The organism is Ramlibacter paludis, assembly GCF_022012305.1.
GTDB lineage: Bacteria > Pseudomonadota > Gammaproteobacteria > Burkholderiales > Burkholderiaceae_C > Ramlibacter > Ramlibacter paludis.
Window position 1 is genome coordinate 481949 of record NZ_JAKLTM010000002.1, and the last position, 16402, is coordinate 498350.

At 69.5% G+C, this 16402-nt stretch carries 14 protein-coding genes; 5 read left to right on the plus strand and 9 right to left on the minus strand.

Annotated elements, in window-relative coordinates:
• The first annotated feature begins 22 nt into the window (after window positions 1-22).
• Window positions 23-1231, plus strand: coding sequence for an ABC transporter substrate-binding protein (locus LZ009_RS09050; RefSeq protein WP_275697578.1), 1209 nt, complete (start codon window positions 23-25; stop codon window positions 1229-1231).
• A 33-nt stretch (window positions 1232-1264) separates the two neighbouring features.
• Here the strand turns inward: LZ009_RS09050 and LZ009_RS09055 are convergent, their stop codons facing one another.
• From LZ009_RS09055 to imuA, 3 genes are read right to left on the minus strand one after another with little or no spacing between them, the layout of a single operon-like run.
• Window positions 1265-4570 (minus strand): error-prone DNA polymerase, encoded by a 3306-nt coding sequence (locus LZ009_RS09055; protein WP_275697579.1) that lies wholly within the window; start codon window positions 4568-4570, stop codon window positions 1265-1267.
• Complete coding sequence (locus LZ009_RS09060) at window positions 4563-5834, minus strand: DNA polymerase Y subunit UmuC family protein (RefSeq protein ID WP_275697580.1); 1272 nt, start codon at window positions 5832-5834, stop codon at window positions 4563-4565. Before LZ009_RS09060 ends, LZ009_RS09055 begins: the two co-directional genes overlap by 8 nt.
• Window positions 5800-6549, minus strand: a complete 750-nt coding sequence (imuA, locus tag LZ009_RS09065) for a translesion DNA synthesis-associated protein ImuA (RefSeq protein WP_275697581.1) — start codon at window positions 6547-6549, stop codon at window positions 5800-5802. Before imuA ends, LZ009_RS09060 begins: the two co-directional genes overlap by 35 nt.
• Before the next feature lie 135 nt (window positions 6550-6684).
• Here imuA and LZ009_RS09070 point away from each other — a divergent pair, with 135 nt between their 5' ends.
• Entirely contained in the window at window positions 6685-8535 is a 1851-nt protein-coding gene (locus LZ009_RS09070; RefSeq protein WP_275697582.1) for an ABC transporter ATP-binding protein, read from the plus strand.
• Window positions 8525-9094 (plus strand): DNA-3-methyladenine glycosylase, encoded by a 570-nt coding sequence (locus tag LZ009_RS09075; RefSeq protein ID WP_275697583.1) that lies wholly within the window; start codon window positions 8525-8527, stop codon window positions 9092-9094. Before LZ009_RS09070 ends, LZ009_RS09075 begins: the two co-directional genes overlap by 11 nt.
• 112 nt (window positions 9095-9206) lie before the next feature.
• On the opposite strand, the gene LZ009_RS09080 is transcribed toward LZ009_RS09075, so the two are convergent.
• From LZ009_RS09080 to LZ009_RS09095, 4 genes are all read right to left on the minus strand, one after another.
• Window positions 9207-9806, minus strand: a complete 600-nt coding sequence (locus LZ009_RS09080; protein WP_275697584.1) for a hypothetical protein — start codon at window positions 9804-9806, stop codon at window positions 9207-9209.
• Window positions 9807-9964: 158 nt separating this feature from the next.
• Window positions 9965-11344 carry a CoA transferase gene (locus LZ009_RS09085; protein WP_275697585.1) on the minus strand — a complete coding sequence of 460 codons (1380 nt, stop codon included), beginning with the start codon at window positions 11342-11344 and terminating at the stop codon, window positions 9965-9967.
• A complete protein-coding gene (locus LZ009_RS09090; RefSeq protein ID WP_275697586.1) occupies window positions 11341-11979 on the minus strand; it encodes a 3-oxoacid CoA-transferase subunit B in 639 nt (212 codons plus the stop codon). Before LZ009_RS09090 ends, LZ009_RS09085 begins: the two co-directional genes overlap by 4 nt.
• A gap of 10 nt (window positions 11980-11989) precedes the next feature.
• The gene (locus tag LZ009_RS09095; RefSeq protein WP_275697587.1) at window positions 11990-12688 is read right to left on the minus strand and encodes a CoA transferase subunit A; all 699 of its coding nucleotides are present in this window, start codon (window positions 12686-12688) and stop codon (window positions 11990-11992) included.
• An 83-nt stretch (window positions 12689-12771) separates the two neighbouring features.
• Between LZ009_RS09095 and LZ009_RS09100 the strand changes: the two genes are divergently transcribed.
• A complete protein-coding gene (locus LZ009_RS09100) occupies window positions 12772-13317 on the plus strand; it encodes a PAS and helix-turn-helix domain-containing protein (protein WP_275697588.1) in 546 nt (181 codons plus the stop codon).
• A 34-nt stretch (window positions 13318-13351) separates the two neighbouring features.
• On the opposite strand, the gene LZ009_RS09105 is transcribed toward LZ009_RS09100, so the two are convergent.
• Both LZ009_RS09105 and LZ009_RS09110 read right to left on the minus strand, forming a co-directional pair.
• Window positions 13352-14272, minus strand: coding sequence for a lysozyme inhibitor LprI family protein (locus LZ009_RS09105; protein ID WP_275697589.1), 921 nt, complete (start codon window positions 14270-14272; stop codon window positions 13352-13354).
• Between the two features lie 98 nt (window positions 14273-14370).
• Window positions 14371-14751 carry a carboxymuconolactone decarboxylase family protein gene (locus LZ009_RS09110; protein ID WP_275697590.1) on the minus strand — a complete coding sequence of 127 codons (381 nt, stop codon included), beginning with the start codon at window positions 14749-14751 and terminating at the stop codon, window positions 14371-14373.
• Window positions 14752-14896: 145 nt separating this feature from the next.
• Here LZ009_RS09110 and LZ009_RS09115 point away from each other — a divergent pair, with 145 nt between their 5' ends.
• Complete coding sequence (locus LZ009_RS09115) at window positions 14897-16390, plus strand: methyl-accepting chemotaxis protein (protein WP_275697591.1); 1494 nt, start codon at window positions 14897-14899, stop codon at window positions 16388-16390.
• Window positions 16391-16402: the final 12 nt, after the last annotated feature.

Sequence of the window (16402 nt, forward strand, 5' to 3'; positions counted from 1 at the left end):
TTCATCCACGAAAGGAACCGTCATGTCGATCAACAGACGCATTGCACTGGCCGGCGCGCTGCTGGCCCTGGCCGCAGCGCCCGCGCTGGCGCAAAAGCAGTACGGCCCCGGCGCCAGCGACACCGAGATCAAGATCGGCAACACCATCCCGTACAGCGGGCCGGCGTCCGCCTACGGCATCATCGGCAAGGTCGAGGCCGGCTACTTCAAGATGCTCAACGAGCAGGGCGGCATCAACGGCCGCAAGATCAACTACATCAGCCTCGACGACGGCTACAGCCCGCCGAAGGCGGTGGAGATGGTGCGGCGGCTGGTGGAGCAGGACGAGGTGCTGTTCACCGTCAGCACGCTGGGCACGCCGTCGAACTCCGCGATCCACAAGTACATGAACCAGAAGAAGGTGCCGCACCTCTTCCTGGCCACGGGCGCGTCGAAGTGGAACGACCCGAAGGAGTATCCCTGGACGATGGGCTTCAATCCCAACTACCAGAGCGAGGGCAAGCTGTACGCGCAGGACATCCTGCGCACCAAGCCCAACGCCAAGATCGCGGTCCTGTACCAGAACGACGACTACGGCAAGGACTACCTCAAGGGCTTCACCGAGGGGCTGGGCGCGAAGGCCTCGACGATGATCGTCAAGGCGGTGACGTACGAGGTGACGGATCCGACGGTCGACTCGCAGATCGTCACGCTGCAGGCTTCGGGCGCGGACACCTTCTTCAACATCACCACGCCCAAGTTCGCGGCGCAGGCGATCCGCAAGGTGGCCGACATCGGCTGGAAGCCGGTGCACTACCTGAACCAGGTGTCGGCCAGCGTCGGCTCGGTGCTCAAGCCCGCGGGCCTGGACAAGTCGGTGGGCCTGATCTCCATGCAGTACATCAAGGACCCGACCGACCCGAAGTGGGCCAACGATGCGGCCATGAAGGAGTACTTCGCCTTCATGAAGAAGTACGTGCCGGACGGCGATCCCATGGACGGCAGCGCCACCTATGGCCTGGCCGCGGCGCAGCTGCTCGCGCAGGTCATCAAGCAGTGCGGCGACAACCTCACGCGCGAGAACGTGATGAAGCAGGCGGCCAACCTCAAGAACTTCCAGGTGCCGATGGCGCTGCCCGGCGTGACGGCCAGCACGAGTCCCACCGACTACGCGCCCTTCCAGACCATGCAGCTGGTGAAGTTCGACGGCTCGACGTGGCAGGGGTTCGGGGAACCGGTGGCGGTGAAGTAGGCCGTGGTGAGGGAAATTGGGTTCTGACCCCAATTAATGGAAGTCGCGGCTGCCGCTGCGCTGGCGCCCGATGCGGCCCAGCAGCGGCGTCAGGTCGGTGAGGTGCTCGGCGACCAGGTGCTTCACGTGGCCGCCGCTTTCCACGTCGCGCTGCCAGGTGCCTTCCACCGCCAGCAGGCGTGAACGCAGCAGCGGCTCGCGCTGCGTCTCGCGCACGCGCGGCCACACGATCACGTTCACCGGGCCGGTCTCGTCTTCCAGCGTGACGAAGATCGTGCCGTTGGCGGTGCCGGGCTGCTGCCGGACCGTGACGATGCCGCAGGCGGCCACGCGGCGGCCGTTCGGCAGGCCATCGAGCTGCTTCGAGGTGAGCATCTTCATGCCCGCCAGGCGCGGGCGCAGCAGCGCGAGCGGATGCCGCCGCAGCGTGAGGCCCATCGAGGCGTAGTCGAAGACGATCTCCTCGCCTTCGGAGGCCGGCAGCAGGTCGAGCGCCGCTTCGTTGATCGGCGCGCCTTCCAGCAAGGCCGGCGCGCGCCGCTGGCCCGCCGCCTCCCACACCTGCTGCCGCCGATGCCCCGCCAGCGAGCGCAAGGCGTCGCCCGCGGCCAGCGCGTTGAGGTCCTTCACGTCCAGTTGCGCGCGCAAGGTGAGGTCCTCCACGCTGGCGAACGGTCCTTCGCGGCGGGCGGCCACGATGCGCGCGGCCCCGGCGCCGCTCAGGCCGCCCACCAGCCCGAGCCCGAGCCGCACGGCGGGCCGCACGCCGGCGCCCGGCTCCAGCGTGCAGTCGCAGTCGCTGTCGCTCACGTCGGCGGCCAGCACGCGCACCCCCGCCTTGTGCTGCGCGTCCTGGATCAACTGCGAGGGCCCGTAGAAGCCCATGGGCTGCGAGTTGAGCAGCGCGGCCAGGAAGCATTCGGGCTCGTGGCATTTGAGCCAGCTGCTCTTGTAGGCCAGCAGGGCGAAGCTGTAGGCGTGGCTTTCGGGAAAGCCGTAGTCGCCGAAGCCCTCGATCTGCTTGAAGATGCGCTCGGCGTACTCCAGCGTGTAGCCGTTGTCCAGCATGCCTTGCACCAGGCGCTGCTTGAAGCGGTCGACGCCGCCCTTGCGCTTCCACGCGGCCATCGCGCGCCGCAGCGAGTCGGCCTCGGTGGCGGTGAAGCCGGCGGCGATCATCGAGATCTCCATCACCTGCTCCTGGAAGATCGGGATGCCCAGCGTGCGCTCCAGCGCCTTCTTCAGGCGCGGCGGCGTGCCCGGCGGCTCCTTGGCGGAGCGCTCGTAGGCGATCTCCTGGCCGCTCGCCGCGCGGTCGCGCGCACGCAGGTAAGGATGCACCATGCCGCCGGAGATCGGCCCCGGCCGCACGATCGCCACCTCCACCACCAGGTCGTAGAACCTTTGCGGCTTCAGCCGCGGCAGCATCGACATTTGGGCCCGGCTCTCGATCTGGAACACGCCCACCGTGTCGGCCTTGCGGATCATCTCGTAGGTCTGGGGGTCCTCGTTGGGGATGTCGCGCAGCGCCCAGCGCTCGCCGCGCAGCGTGTTGCGGAAGTCCAGGCAGCGGCGCAGCGCGGTGAGCATGCCCAGCGCCAGCACGTCCACTTTCATCAGCCCCATGTCCTCCAGGTCGTCCTTGTCCCACTGGATCACCGAGCGGTCCTTCATGCTGGCGTTCTCCACCGGCACCAGCCGCACCAGGCGCGTCTGCGTGAGCACGAAGCCGCCCACGTGCTGGCTCAGGTGGCGCGGGAATCCCATCAGCGCCTGCGCCAGTTCCATCCACTGCGCGGCGGCATGCGCCGTGAGCTCGCACTGCGAGAGCTTCGCCAGCTCCTGCAGCCTTTCCACCGCCAGCCCGTCGTCGAACCAGTGGTGGTCCTTGGCGAAGGCGTCCACCAGTGGCTCGGCGATGCCCAGCGCCTTGCCCACGTCGCGGATCGCGCTGCGCGTGCGGTAGCTGATCACCACCGCGGCGATGGCGGCGCGTTCGCGGCCGTACTTGCCGTAGATGTACTGGATCACCTCCTCGCGCCGCTCGTGCTCGAAGTCGACGTCGATGTCCGGCGGCTCGTTGCGCCTGTCCTTGCTGATGAAGCGCTCCAGCAGCGGATTGCTCAGCATCGGGTCCATCGCCGTGATGCCCAGGCAGTAGCACACCACCGAGTTGGCCGCCGAGCCGCGGCCCTGGCACAGGATCTCCTTCTCTTCGGCGAAGCGCACGATGTCGTGCACCGTCAGGAAGAACATCTCGTAGCGGCATTCGGCGATCAGCTTCAGCTCCTTCGCCAGCAGCTCTTCCACCTTGTCCGGAATGCCTTGCGGGTAGCGCTTGCGCGCGCCCTCGTAGGTGAGCATGCGCAGGCCTTCGGTGGGCGTCATGCCGTGGGGCACGGTCTCCTGCGGGTAGTCGTAGCGGATGGACTCCAGGTCGAAGTTGCAGCGCCTGGCCACCTCCAGCGTGGCGGCCAGCAGTTCGGGCGGATAGGTTTCCGCGATGCGCTTGCGCCGGCGCAGGTGGCGCTCGGCGTTGCCCTGCAGCGCGAAACCGCACTCGGGCACCGTGCGGCCCATGCGCACGGCGGTGATCACGTCCTGCAGGGGCTTGCGCGAACGCACGTGCATGTGCACGTCGCCCGCCGCCAGCAGCGGCACGCCGCAGCGCTCGGCGGCGTCGCGCAGCAGCGCCAGCCACAGGTCGTCGTCCAGCAGGTGCAGCAGTTCCACCGCCAGCCACAGGTGGCCGTCGAACAACGCCTTGGCGCGCCGCAGTCCCGCGCACAGCGCCTCCTTCTCCGGCATGGCGCCCGGCTCGCGCTTGGGCACGTAGAGGATCTCGCAGCCTTGCAGCAGGCGGAAGTCGCTGTCCTTCCAGCTCACGCGGTATTCGCCCTTGGGCGCGGTCATGCGCGCGGCGGAGATGAATTCGCACAGGCCGCCCCAGCCTTCCAGGTCGCGCGCGATGGCGACCAGGCGCGCGTCGCCCAGGTCGAACTCGCTGCCGAACAGCAGCTTGAAGGGACGCAGCCGCGGCTGGCGCGGATCCGCCGCTTCGAGCTTGCAGATGAAGTCGATGTAGTCGCGCATGCCGCTCCACGCCCGCACCACGCCGGCCACCGAGCATTCGTCGGTGAGCGCCAGCGCCTGGTAGCCCAGGTCGTAGGCGCGCCGCACCAGCTCCTGCGGATGCGAGGCGCCGCGCTGGAAGCTGAAGCTGCTGATGCAGTGCAGCTCCGCATAGCCCGGCAGCGGGTCCGGGCCGGACGCCAGCACCGGCGGCAGGTCCTTGTCCTCGTCCAGGACGGGACTCGACTTGAGGTGCGTCTCAGGCATACACGCCCTGCAGGTACCAGCGGAATTCGTTGGTGAAGCGCAGCGGCCGCTCGCGGTACACCCAGACCAGGCCCGCGCCCTCGCTGCGCGCGATGAAGTAGTCGCGCAGCACCGCCCCGCCCTCTTCCCACCAGGCCGTCTCCACGCGGTACAGGCGCGCCAGCCGGCGCAGCGGCCCGCCGTACCAGGCGACGTTGTCGCGCACCTCCAGCTCCAGCGGCGCGGGCAGCAGCCAGGTGGGATAGAGCGCGTCGGGCATGGCGGGCGCCTGCGGACGCTGCGCGCCGCGCGCGGGCAGCCACTGCTGCATGCGTTCGGGCCGGTGGTCGTCCTGCGGCTGCGCCACGCGCACGTTGTCCTCGCCCAGGCGCACGCTCAGGCGCTCCACCAGCTGGTGCAGCTTCTCGCCCGGGCGGTTGTCCTCCGGCAGCAGGCTGGCCGCGATGCCGCCCCAGGGCACCGTCTCCAGGCTGCGCAGCCGCAGGTGGTTGGCCGGCGCGGACAGCGTGGCGCGCGCGAACTGCTCCGCGGCCAGCCGGCGCAGGTGCGCAATGTCCTGCGTCGGCTGCGCGGTGCGCAGCTCCAGCTTTTCGGTGGGCGGCAGGCGCTTGCCGTCCAGGCGCTTGAGGTCCAGCGTCCATTCGAATTCGAGCGCCAGCACGCCGAGGTTGCGCGCCTGCAACCAGGCCTGCAGCATCGTCAGCAGGTGCTGCGCGGGCCCCAGCAGGTCGCCGGTGCCGGTCGCCAGCCATTGCAGCTCCAGCTGGTGGTCGAAGCTGGAAGGCAGGGCTATCCAGGGATAGCGTTCGGGGCGCTTGCCGCCGGCGGCATCGATCGCGTCCAGCAGCGCGGCGCCGAAGCGGCGGCTCACGCCCGCGCGCGGCAAGGCGCGCAGCTCGCCGAAGGTGGTGCAGCCGACGCGCTCCAGCGTGTCCAGGTGCTCCTGCGCGGCGCTGAAGGTGTCGAGCGGGAGATCGTCGGGGATGCGCTCCGGCAACTCGCGGTTCTGCCGCCGCAGCCGCAGCAGCGAGAGCGCCACCAGCGCGGTCGGGCCTTCGGCCCACACGGGCAGCTCCAGCGCGGGATTGCCTTTCAGCAGCCGGCGCAGCAGGCGCTTGCGTCCGCCGAACAGGCGCTCGGAGGCCTCGGCCTCCAGCAGCACGGCCTCTTCCACCTGCGCGACCCGGGGCGTGAACTGCAAGGCACGCCAGCCCCAGGCCGTGCGCAGCTCATTCGACGACGCTCGCAGCGCGATCCAGTACATGCGATCCACCGGGGGAGGAAAGGGAAACGGCCGCCGGCTGCACGGCCGGACGGGACTTGCGCGCGGCCAGCAGGGCGGCCAGGCGCGGATGCTGCGCGGCCAGCACCACCGGCTGCAGCAGCGGCGGGCCGCGCCGCTTGAGGATGCGCACTTCCATCTGCTCGACGCCTTCGACCAGCAGGCGCAGGCGGGCGGGCGAGGACTGCTGCGCCGCCGCGACGCCGCGGAACACCACCAGCCACTTGTCGTATTGCTGCGCGCACAGGTGCAGCCGCCGCAGCTCCTCGTTCTTCGCCACCGGCAGCCACGCCAGCACCGCCGACACGTCGGCGCAGCGCAGCGCCTGTTCGGCCGCCCACAAGCGCGCCGACGCCTTCTCGCTGCGCACGCAAAGCAGCTGCCCCGGCTGCACGCCGTGGCCTTGCAGGCCGGGACCGAAGGGCTCGCAAGGCGCGTTGACCAGCACCACCGGCCCGGGTTGGTCGTGCATGCAGTGCGCCAGCGCGGGCGCCAGCAAGCGCCACACGTGCTGCTGCGGTTGCGGCTGCAGCACCTCGATCAGGCAGCCAAGCGGCCAGCCGGCGCCGGACAGATGCTGGTCCAGCGCCGCATGGCCCGTGGGCAGCACCCGCTCCGGCGCCTGCGCGAGCTCGCGGCCGCGCCAGACGTGCTGGGGCAGGACGAGTGGGGAGCTGGAAAGGGCGGCGGCAGTCATGGCAAAATACTGTTTCTTTATACAGTATTCCGCGGCCACCATCCGGAGGGACGAAGCAGAAGCGCCGATTTCGTTTAATACTCCCGTCCCCCCGAAATTTCGCTATCCGCCCTCACGAGGGGCGTGGAGGCCTCTTTGTTCCGGCTGTTCGAAAAACTGGTGCAACCCTTCCCGGAAGGCCATCCGCAGGCCTTGCCGAAGAACTTCTTCGCCTTCGTCTGGGCCTGCACGGCCGGCACGCGCGGCTACATCCTGGCGCTGGCCCTGCTGTCGGCCGCCATTTCCGGTTACGAGGCCTGGCTGTTCTCCATGCTGGGGCAGATCGTCGACTGGCTCACGCGCTTCAAGCCGGAAGAGATCTGGCAGCAGCAGCAGCACGCCATGCTGTGGTTCGCCGGCCTGCTGGTGGCCAGCATCGCGGTGATCGCGCTGCAGACCACCGTCAAGCACCAGGGCCTGGCCATCAACTTCACGCTGCGCCTGCGCTGGAACTTCCACCGCATGATGCTCGGGCAGAGCCTGAGCTTCTACTCGGACGAATTCGCCGGCCGCATCACCACCAAGGTGATGCAGACGGCGCTGGCAGTGCGCGAGATGCTGTTCACGACCACCGAGGTGATCATCGGCATCGGCGTCTACTTCCTCACCATCGTCGGCCTGGCCGGGGCCTTCGACACGCGGCTGATGCTGCCCTTCGTCCTGTGGTTCGCCGTGTACGTGGCGGCCAACTGCTACTTCGTGCCGCGCCTGGGCCGCATCGGCAAGCAGCAGGCCGACGCGCGCGCGATGATGACCGGGCGCATCACCGACGCCTACACCAACATCACCACCGTCAAGCTGTTCTCGCACACCCAGCGCGAGGCCGGCTTCGCGCGCCAGGCCATGACCGATTTCATGAACATCGGCTACAGCCAGATGCGGCTGGTGAGCGGCTTCGAGATCTTCAACCAGGCCCTGGTGGTCGGCCTGATCCTGGGCGCCTCCGGCTATGCCGTATGGCTCTGGAGCCTGGGCGAGGTCGGCGCCGGCGCGGTGGCCGCGGTCACCGCCATGGCGCTGCGCATCAACGGCATGTCGCACTGGATCATGTGGGAGATGGCCAGCCTGTTCGAGAACATCGGCGTCATCCAGGACGGCATCGGCACGCTGACGCGGCCGCGGCTGGTGGTCGACGCGTCCGATGCGAAGCCGCTGGAGGTGAGCGCAGGCGAAGTGCGCTTCGACCAGCTGCGCTTCGGCTACGGCAAGCCGCAAGCCGTCATCGACGACTTCAACCTCACCGTGCGGCCAGGCGAGAAGATCGGCCTGATCGGCCGCTCGGGCGCCGGCAAGTCGACGCTGGTGAACCTGCTGCTGCGCTTCTACGACGTGGACGGCGGGCGCATCCTCATCGACGGCCAGGACATCGCGCACGTCACGCAGGACAGCCTGCGCGCCAGCATCGGCATGGTGACGCAGGACACCTCGCTGCTGCACCGCTCGCTGCGCGACAACATCCTCTACGGCCGCCCCGGCGCGAGCGAGGAAGACATGGAGCGGGCCGCCAAGCGCGCCCAGGCCGCGGACTTCATCACCCAGCTGAGCGACCCGCAGGGCCGCAAGGGCTATGACGCCCACGTCGGCGAGCGCGGCGTCAAGCTCTCGGGCGGCCAGCGGCAGCGCATCGCCATCGCGCGCGTGATGCTGAAGGACGCGCCCATCCTGCTGCTGGACGAAGCGACCAGCGCGCTCGACTCCGAGGTGGAAGCAGCGATCCAGGCCAGCCTGAAGGACCTGATGCAGGGCAAGACGGTGATCGCCATCGCGCACCGGCTCTCCACCATCGCGGCACTCGACCGGCTGATCGTGATGGACCAGGGCCGCATCGTGGAGGAAGGCAGCCACCGCGAGCTGCTGGCCGCCGGCGGCCTGTACGCGCGCCTCTGGGCGCACCAGAGCGGCGGCTTCCTGGGCGAGCAGAGCGAGGAAGAAGCGCTTGAAGCCTAGGCGCCTGAAACCGGCCGACTTCCTGCGGCCGGCCGAAGAGGTCGCGCAGGCCCTGATCGGCTGCGAACTGCTGGTCGACGGCGTGGGCGGCCGCATCGTCGAGACCGAGGCCTACGACATGACCGATCCGGCCTCGCACACCTTCGGCGGGCCCACCGCGCGCAACCAGGCGATGTTCGGCCCGCCGGGCCGGGCCTACGTCTATCGCTCGTATGGCATCCACTGGTGCCTCAACTTCGTCTGCGAAGCGGAAGGGCACGGCGCCGGGGTGTTGATCCGCGCGCTCGAGCCGCTGTACGGCCTGGACGTGATGTGCGAGCGGCGCGGGCTGCACGACCCGCGGCTGCTCTGCTCCGGCCCGGGCCGCGTCGGCCAGGCGCTGGCAATCGCGCACGCCATGAACGGCCACCGGCTCGATCACGCGCCGTTCGAGGTGCGCGCAGCCAACGGCTTGCACGACGTGGTGGTCGGGCCGCGCATCGGCATCAGCAAGGCGGCCGACGTGCCGTGGCGCTACGGCCTCGCGGGCTCCAGGTTCGTCAGCCGGCCGTTCCACTGACCCCCGTCATTCCCGCGAAGGCGGGAATCCAGGGCTTCCACATAGAAAAGCCTCGCTGCGCGAGGCTTTCTTCAACGCTCGGGATCCCCGCCTGCGCGGGGATGACGGGCTCTCAATAACGCTGGACGGTCCGGTCGCCGTTGCGGTACTCGGTGATCACCGTGATGTTGCGCGAAGGCGCGGGCAGCATGCGCGCCGGCGCGGCGCCCATCGTACGGGTCGCATAAGCGGGGCCCGCGCCCATCGTGTTCGTCGAAGACACCCGCGCCACGGTTTCCGCGGGCACCACCGTCACGGCGGACGAGCGATCGAGCACCGCGTTCGCGGGCGAGACCACCGCGATGTTGTTCGCGATCACGGCATGGGGCATGCCCAGGCTCGCGGCGCGGCCCGGTTCGGTGAGCAGCGGACCTTGTGCGACGCGCTGTTCCGGACGGTTCTTGCTGATGCGGATGGTGTTGGGCGGCAGGTCACGCGAAGAGGGACCCATCGCCACCGGCACCGTGGCGCAGCTGGCGCGGTCGAACTGCATGCGCGAACCGGCGGGGAAGCCGCGCGCGGCCAGCGCCTCGTGCAGCTGCATGCTCATGTCCACCGGCGTGTCGGCGCCCTGGTACAGGACCCGCGCGTTCGCGTCGTAGACGGTATAGCAGGCCATGGCATTGGCACCGGCAAGGGCCAGCCCGGCAAGCAAAGCGAGTTTGAATTTCATGACTGCCTTTCGGCCGGACGTGCGGCTCAAGCTGAAAATTAGATGGACGGATGATGGGCAATAGCCGTCCACGGCCGCGCAGGCGAAGCGAGTCAAAGCCTGTCAGCCAAGCCTGCGGCGCCCCGTAGGCCGGGGTGGCAACCCCGGCTCTCCCCGTCTTACCAGCGCGGCGAGGCGCTGCCCGGCGGCATCGACGGCCGCGTCCAGGCGGCGGGCGTGCGGCTCAGCCGTGCGCTGTGGCGCACGCCACGCAGTTCGCCGAAGCCGGAGGCGCTGTTTTCGAGCCAGGGACCCAGGTCGGGCGGCTGCACGGCGAACCCCTCGGCCACGCGGCCCAGGGAGCGCAGCCAGTGCCCGGTCTGCGCCAGCGAAACCTGCACGTGCCAAGTGCCGCCCTGCTCCTGCTGCCGAGCCAGCGCGGCGGCTGCGCCGAAAGCGATGAGGTAGCCCGTGGCCTCGTCGAGGATCTGCATCGGCATCGCCTTGGGCTTGCTCGCGTCGCCGGCCGCCTCGGCCTCGGCGCGGTTGAAGCCGGTGGCCGTCTGCACCAGCGAGTCGAAGCCGCGCCGGTTGGCCCAAGGCCCTTGGGTGCCGTAGGCCGTGAGCGACACGTAGACGATGCCCGGCCGCTTGGCCGCCACCTCCTCCACGCCGTAGCCCAGCCGCTGCAGCGCGCCCGGACGGTAGCCCTGGACGAAGACATGCGCTTCCTCCAGCAGCTTGTCCATCGCCGCCCTGCCCTCGCCTACGCGCAGGTCGATGTGCGCCGAGCGCTTGCCGCGGCTGGTGTCGGCGATGGCTTCGATGTTCGGCAGGTGCGGTGCGTTGACCAGCATCACGTCGGCGCCATAGGCCGCGAGCGCACGGCCGCCGACGGGGCCGGCCAGGATGCGCGTGAGCTCGATCACCTTCACGCCTTCGAGCGGACGTTCGTCTTCGCGCAGGGGCGGCAGCGGCAAGGGCGGCGCGGCGCCGATCTTCGTGATCGTGAACAAGGGTTGCGCCGCGATGGCGCGCGCCTGCTCGGTCGCATCCCACTGCGCGAAGTCGCGCAAGGCGGCGACGACGAGGCCGGCCTCAGCGGCCGCCTGCTCGAAGGCGAGTGCGTCCCAGGACAACAGTGCGTCTTCCGCGTCCTTCCGCTGCGCCGTCGCCGGGTCCAGTCCGAGGAGACGCAAGGCGCCGTCGCGGTGATGCGCGAAGTTCGCGTGCACGCGCACCCAGCCGTCCCGCGTGCGGTACAGGCCGGAGAACTTGTCCCAGGGATCGAGCTCGCGGCCGTCGATGCTGAACCAGCCGCGGCATTCGGCGGCGGCATGCGCCATGTCGACGCTCACCTGCTGGCGCGGCACGCCGCGCGCGTGGCCGACTTCGCAGGCGGCCAGCGCCGCCGCAGCTATGGTCGACTGCGCCGCCGTGCCGACGGCAAAGGAAGTGGGATAGACCGGATCCGCTCCGGTCAAGCGAGCCCAGGCCAGCGCCTCCTCGGGCAGCAGCGCCTGCCGCCAGAGTTGCGCGAGGGCCTGGGTGGCGTTCAATGCACCAGCTTCACGCCCGTCTTCGACTGCAGGAAGTCCTGCGTCACGCCGGGCGCCAGTTCCACGACCTTCAGGCCCTGCGGCGTGACGTCCAGCACGGCCAGGTCGGTGATGATGCGGTCGACCACGCCCACGCCGGTGAGCGGCAGCGTGCACTGCGGCAGGATCTTCAGGTCTTCGGTGCCGTCCTTCTTCTTCGCGACGTGCTCCATCAGCACGATGACGCGCGGCACGCCGGCCACCAGGTCCATCGCGCCACCCATGCCCTTGATCATCTTGCCGGGGATCATCCAGTTGGCCAGGTCGCCCTTTTCGCTGACCTGCATGGCGCCCAGGATGGACAGGTTGATCTTGCCGCCGCGGATCATCGCGAAGCTCTCGTGGCTGCCGAAGATGGCCGAGCCCTTGATGGTGGTGACGGTCTGCTTGCCCGCGTTGATCAGGTCGGGATCGACCTCGTCTTCCTTCGGGAAGGGGCCGATGCCCAGCATGCCGTTCTCGGACTGCAGCCAGACTTCCTTGTCGCCGGTGAAGTTGGCCACCAGCGTCGGGATGCCGATGCCGAGGTTGACGTAGAAGCCGTCCTGCAGTTCCTGGGCCGCGCGCGCGGCCATCTGGTCTTGGGTCCAGGGCATTTCTAACTCCTTAAGCGGGACGCGTGGTGCGCTTCTCGATGCGCTTTTCCGGATTCGCATTCAGCACGATGCGATGCACGTAGATGCCGGGCAGGTGGATGTCGTCGGGCGCGAGTTCGCCGGTCTCGACGATCTTCTCGACTTCGACGATGCAGATCTTGCCGGCCATCGCGGCGGCCGGATTGAAGTTGCGCGCCGTGAGGTTGAAGCGCAGGTTGCCGCTCTTGTCGGCGACGTCGGCCTTGACCAGCGCGACGTCGGGCACCAGCGAGCGCTCCATCACGTAGGTTTCGCCGTCGAACTCGCGCAGCTCCTTGCCCTCGGCCACCAAGGTGCCGACGCCGGTCTTGGTGAAGAAGGCCGGGATGCCGGCGCCGCCGGCGCGCAGCTTCTCGGCCAGCGTGCCCTGCGGCGTGAACTCGAGCTCGAGCTCCTTGGCCAGGTACTGGCGCTCGAACTCCTTGTTCTCGCCCACGTACGAGGAAATCATCTTCCTGATCTGGCGCGTCTCCAGCAGCTTGCCGAGGCCGAAGCCGTCGACGCCCGCGTTGTTGGAGATGACCGTCAGGTCCTTCACGCCGCTCGCCTTGAGCGCCTCGATCAGGGCTTCCGGGATGCCGCACAGGCCGAAGCCGCCGACGGCCATGAGCTGGCCGCTCTTGACGACGCCGTCGAGGGCCGCCGCCGCATTGGGATAGATCTTGTTCACGCTGTCTCCTGTCGCCATGGGGGCGCCTGGGCGCTACGATACTACCTAGGATGCTACGTAGTAATCCTTAAAGCCCTTCCCCGATGGACGTCGACTACCGCCTCGCTTTCGAACTCGCGCCCGTGGGGCTGTGCGTGTCGCGCAATCGAACCATGGTGGATTGCAATGCCCAGCTGTGCCAGATGTTCGGCTCGTCGCGTGAACTGCTGGTCGGCCAGTCCTTCCTGGTGCTGTACCCGAGCGCCGACGAGTACGAGCGGCTAGGCGCGCGCATGGCGCCGATCCTGAACGCCAAGGGGCACTACTCGGACGACCGCATCATGAAGCGGGCCAACGGCGACGTCTTCTGGTGCCACGTGACCGGCCGCGCGCTCAACCGCGACGATCCGCATGCCGACGGCATCTGGTCCTTCGAGGACCTGAGCGCACAGCGGCCGGTGCGCGCCGAGCTGACGGCGCGCGAGCGGGAGGTGGCGGCGCGGCTGCTGGATGGGCTGACGTCGAAGGAAATCGGCAAGACGCTGGAGATCAGCCACCGCACGGTGGAGATCTATCGGGCGCGGCTGATGCGCAAGTACAAGGCGAGCACGACGGCGGATCTCGTGCACAAGTTGATGGCGGGGGCGTAGGCCCCTGTCATCCCGGCCTCGCGCCGGGATCCAGTCAGAACTCGTCGAACAGCTGCCGCTTCCGCTGCGCATACCACTGCCGCATGCAGGCTTCGTCGGGGCAGGCGTTGCGCGCGGCCACGGCCTGCTGCTGGCGGCGCGCCAGTCCGGCCGGGTCGCGCGTCACGGCGCGGGCCTGCTCGTACAGCCGCTGCAGGTCGTGGTCGGCCTCGGACAGGCTCTCGTCCGCGCGCAAGGGCCGGTCGGCCAGCGACAGGCGCGCAGCGCCCATCGTCGACGTGGATCCGGACGGAGACCCGGCACCGGCGCTGGTCGTCGGCGCGATGGCGCCCTGGCGGAAAGCGGCCAGCCGCTGCTGCGCCGTGCGCGCCCGCGACGACTGCTCGCCGAGCGCGGCCACATAACCCTGGAACGACTCGTCCAGCAACTGCCCGGCGCGGTCCAGCAAGGCGGCCCGCACCGGACCCTCCGGCTCGCGGCTGCCCAGCGTGGCGTAGTGATTGGCAAGGCGCCCTTGCGCATCCGCCACCGGCGCCGATAGCGCCCCGCTGCGCGCCGCGACCTGGCACGCCGCGATCAGGGCCACCTCGGCATCGCGGGAGCGCCCCGCGCGCGCCGCTTCGTCGGCCACGGCCAGGAAGGGGGTCCCATCGGTGAACTGCTGCGCGGCCAGCGCGGATGCCAGCACGAACTGGCCGTCGCCCTTGCCCGCGTTCGCCACCAATGGCTCGAACGCGCAGGCCGTCGGCGCAGCCGCCGCCACCTGCGCGGCGGGAGCGGCCGAAGCCGCTGCCTGTGCCGCGGGCGCCGGTTCTGACGCCGGCACGACCGACACCGGCGCCGGGTCGCTGCCGTGCGACTGCGCCAGCCAGGTGCTGATCGCCCAGCCCGCCACGAGCCCGACGACGAGCAGCCCCAGCGCGAGGATCCAGCCGTTGCGCTTGCTCTCTTCCATGCCCCGACCATAGCGCCGGCCAGCGCGGCCGTGAGTAGGCCGAGACCTCTTGTCGCAATGCTCACCGTGGCGACACGCCACGGCAGAGCCAGGCGATGCTATTTGGCGTCGATGACTTCCGACGCGCTGCGGAACGCGTCGACCGCCGCGGGGAAGCCGCAGTACACGCTGGCGTGCAGGAAGATCTCCTGCAGCTCCTCGCGCGTCACGCCGTTGTTGAGGGCGCCGCGCACGTGGATCTTCAGTTCGTGCATGCGTCCGAGCGCCACCAGCATGGACACGGTGACGATGCTGCGCGTGCGCAGGTCGATGCCCTCGCGCTGCCAGGTGTTGCCCCAGGCGTGGCGCGTCACCGCTTCCTGCAGCGGCGCGTTGAAGGGCGTCGCCTTGTCCAGCGCGGCCTGCACGTAGTCGTTGCCGAGCACGGCGCGGCGCGTGGCGAGGCCGGCTTGCAGTTCGGGGTCCTGGGGCAGTTCCATGGGGTCTCCTCGGGGAAAGCGGCGAGCATAAGGCGCGGCCGTGACAAAGTTGGTGGCGGACAGGCGACGGGAGGCCGCCCGGGCGGACGTGCGGCATGGCGAGCTCGACCAGAGTCGTTACAGTTTAGTAACACCAAAGAGTTCAATGCAGACGCTAACCCTCCGAAAGAAGTTCGCCTTTGGCGTGGTCGCCGTGGTGGTCGTGTCCCTGCTGGTGCTGGTCGGCGGCCGCCTGCTGGCCCGGGGTGCCAGCTTCCATTACCTCGAACGCCAGCACCTGGCGTCCGTGATGAAAGCAGCGCTGCTGGCGGAACGTGCGGGCAACCCGGCGACGCCCGTGCCCAAGCGCGAACTGCTGGAGGCGCTGGCGCCGGCCGCGGAGATCGCCGGACGCGCCGGCACGCGCACCTCGCAAGCCGAGCTGGTCCTCATCCAGGCGATCGGCTTCGGCCAGCTGTACGGATTGACGCGCCAGGTGGCGGCCGACATCGACCAAGTGCAGCGCAGCCTGGGCGAAATGCCCGGCGACAAGGTCGACGCGGCGCAGGCCGTCGGCCTGCAGCTCGAGATCGGCGCGGTGCTGGTGGGCGCTGAACGCTTCGCGGTGCTGACGGCGGAGATGGTTGCCTTCATCCAGGCCCTGGTGATGGTGCTCAACCTGCTGGGCGCCATCGCGCTCATCGCCGTGTTCTGGGCGATCCGGCGCGCGGTGCTGGGCCCGCTCGAGAGCGCGCTGCAGCTGGCGCACCGCATCGCCGGCGGCGATCTCAGCGGCAGCATTCAGGTTGCGCGCAAGGACGAGATCGGCCGCCTGATGGAAGCGCTGCGCGACATGCAGGCCAACCTCGCGGGCATGGTGGAGCAGTTGCGCCTGAACTCCGAACGCCTGCAGCACGCCAGCAGCGAGATCGCGCGCGGCAACGGCGACCTCGGCTTGCGCACCGAGAACCAGGCCAGCGCCCTGGAGGAAACCGCCGCTTCGATGGAGGAACTGGGCACGGCCATCAAGCAGAACGCCGCCAACGCGCAGGTGGCCAGCGAGCTCGCCATGAAGGCGTCGACGGTGGCGCACGAAGGCGGAGAAGCGGTGGCCCGCGTGGTGGAGACCATGCGCGGCATGAACGACGCGGCGCGCAGCATCGGCGAGATCACCGGCCTGATCGACGGCATCGCCTTCCAGACCAACATCCTCGCGCTCAATGCCGCGGTGGAAGCCGCCCGCGCCGGCGAGCAGGGCCGCGGCTTCGCGGTGGTGGCCGGCGAGGTGCGCGTGCTGGCCGCCCGCTCGGCGGAGGCCGCGCGCGACATCAAGGCGCTGATCGCGACGACCACCGCGCGCGTGCAGGAAGGCACGGCGCTGGCCGACCGCGCCGGCGCGACCATGGGCGAAGTGGTGGGCTCGATCGGCCGCGTCTCGGACCTGGTGGGCGAGATCAGCGCCGCCACCACCGAACAGAGCCTGGGCGTCAACCAGGTCGGCTCGGCCGTGAGCCAGATGGACGGCGTGACGCAGCAGAACGCGGCGCTGGTCGGTGAGCTTTCGGCCGCCGCGACCGGGTTGAAGCAGCAGGCGCAGGAGCTCGTCGAAGCCATGGGCATGTTCCGGCTGCGCGAGCGCGGCACGCTGGTCGTCGCCTGATCCGGCGCGCGG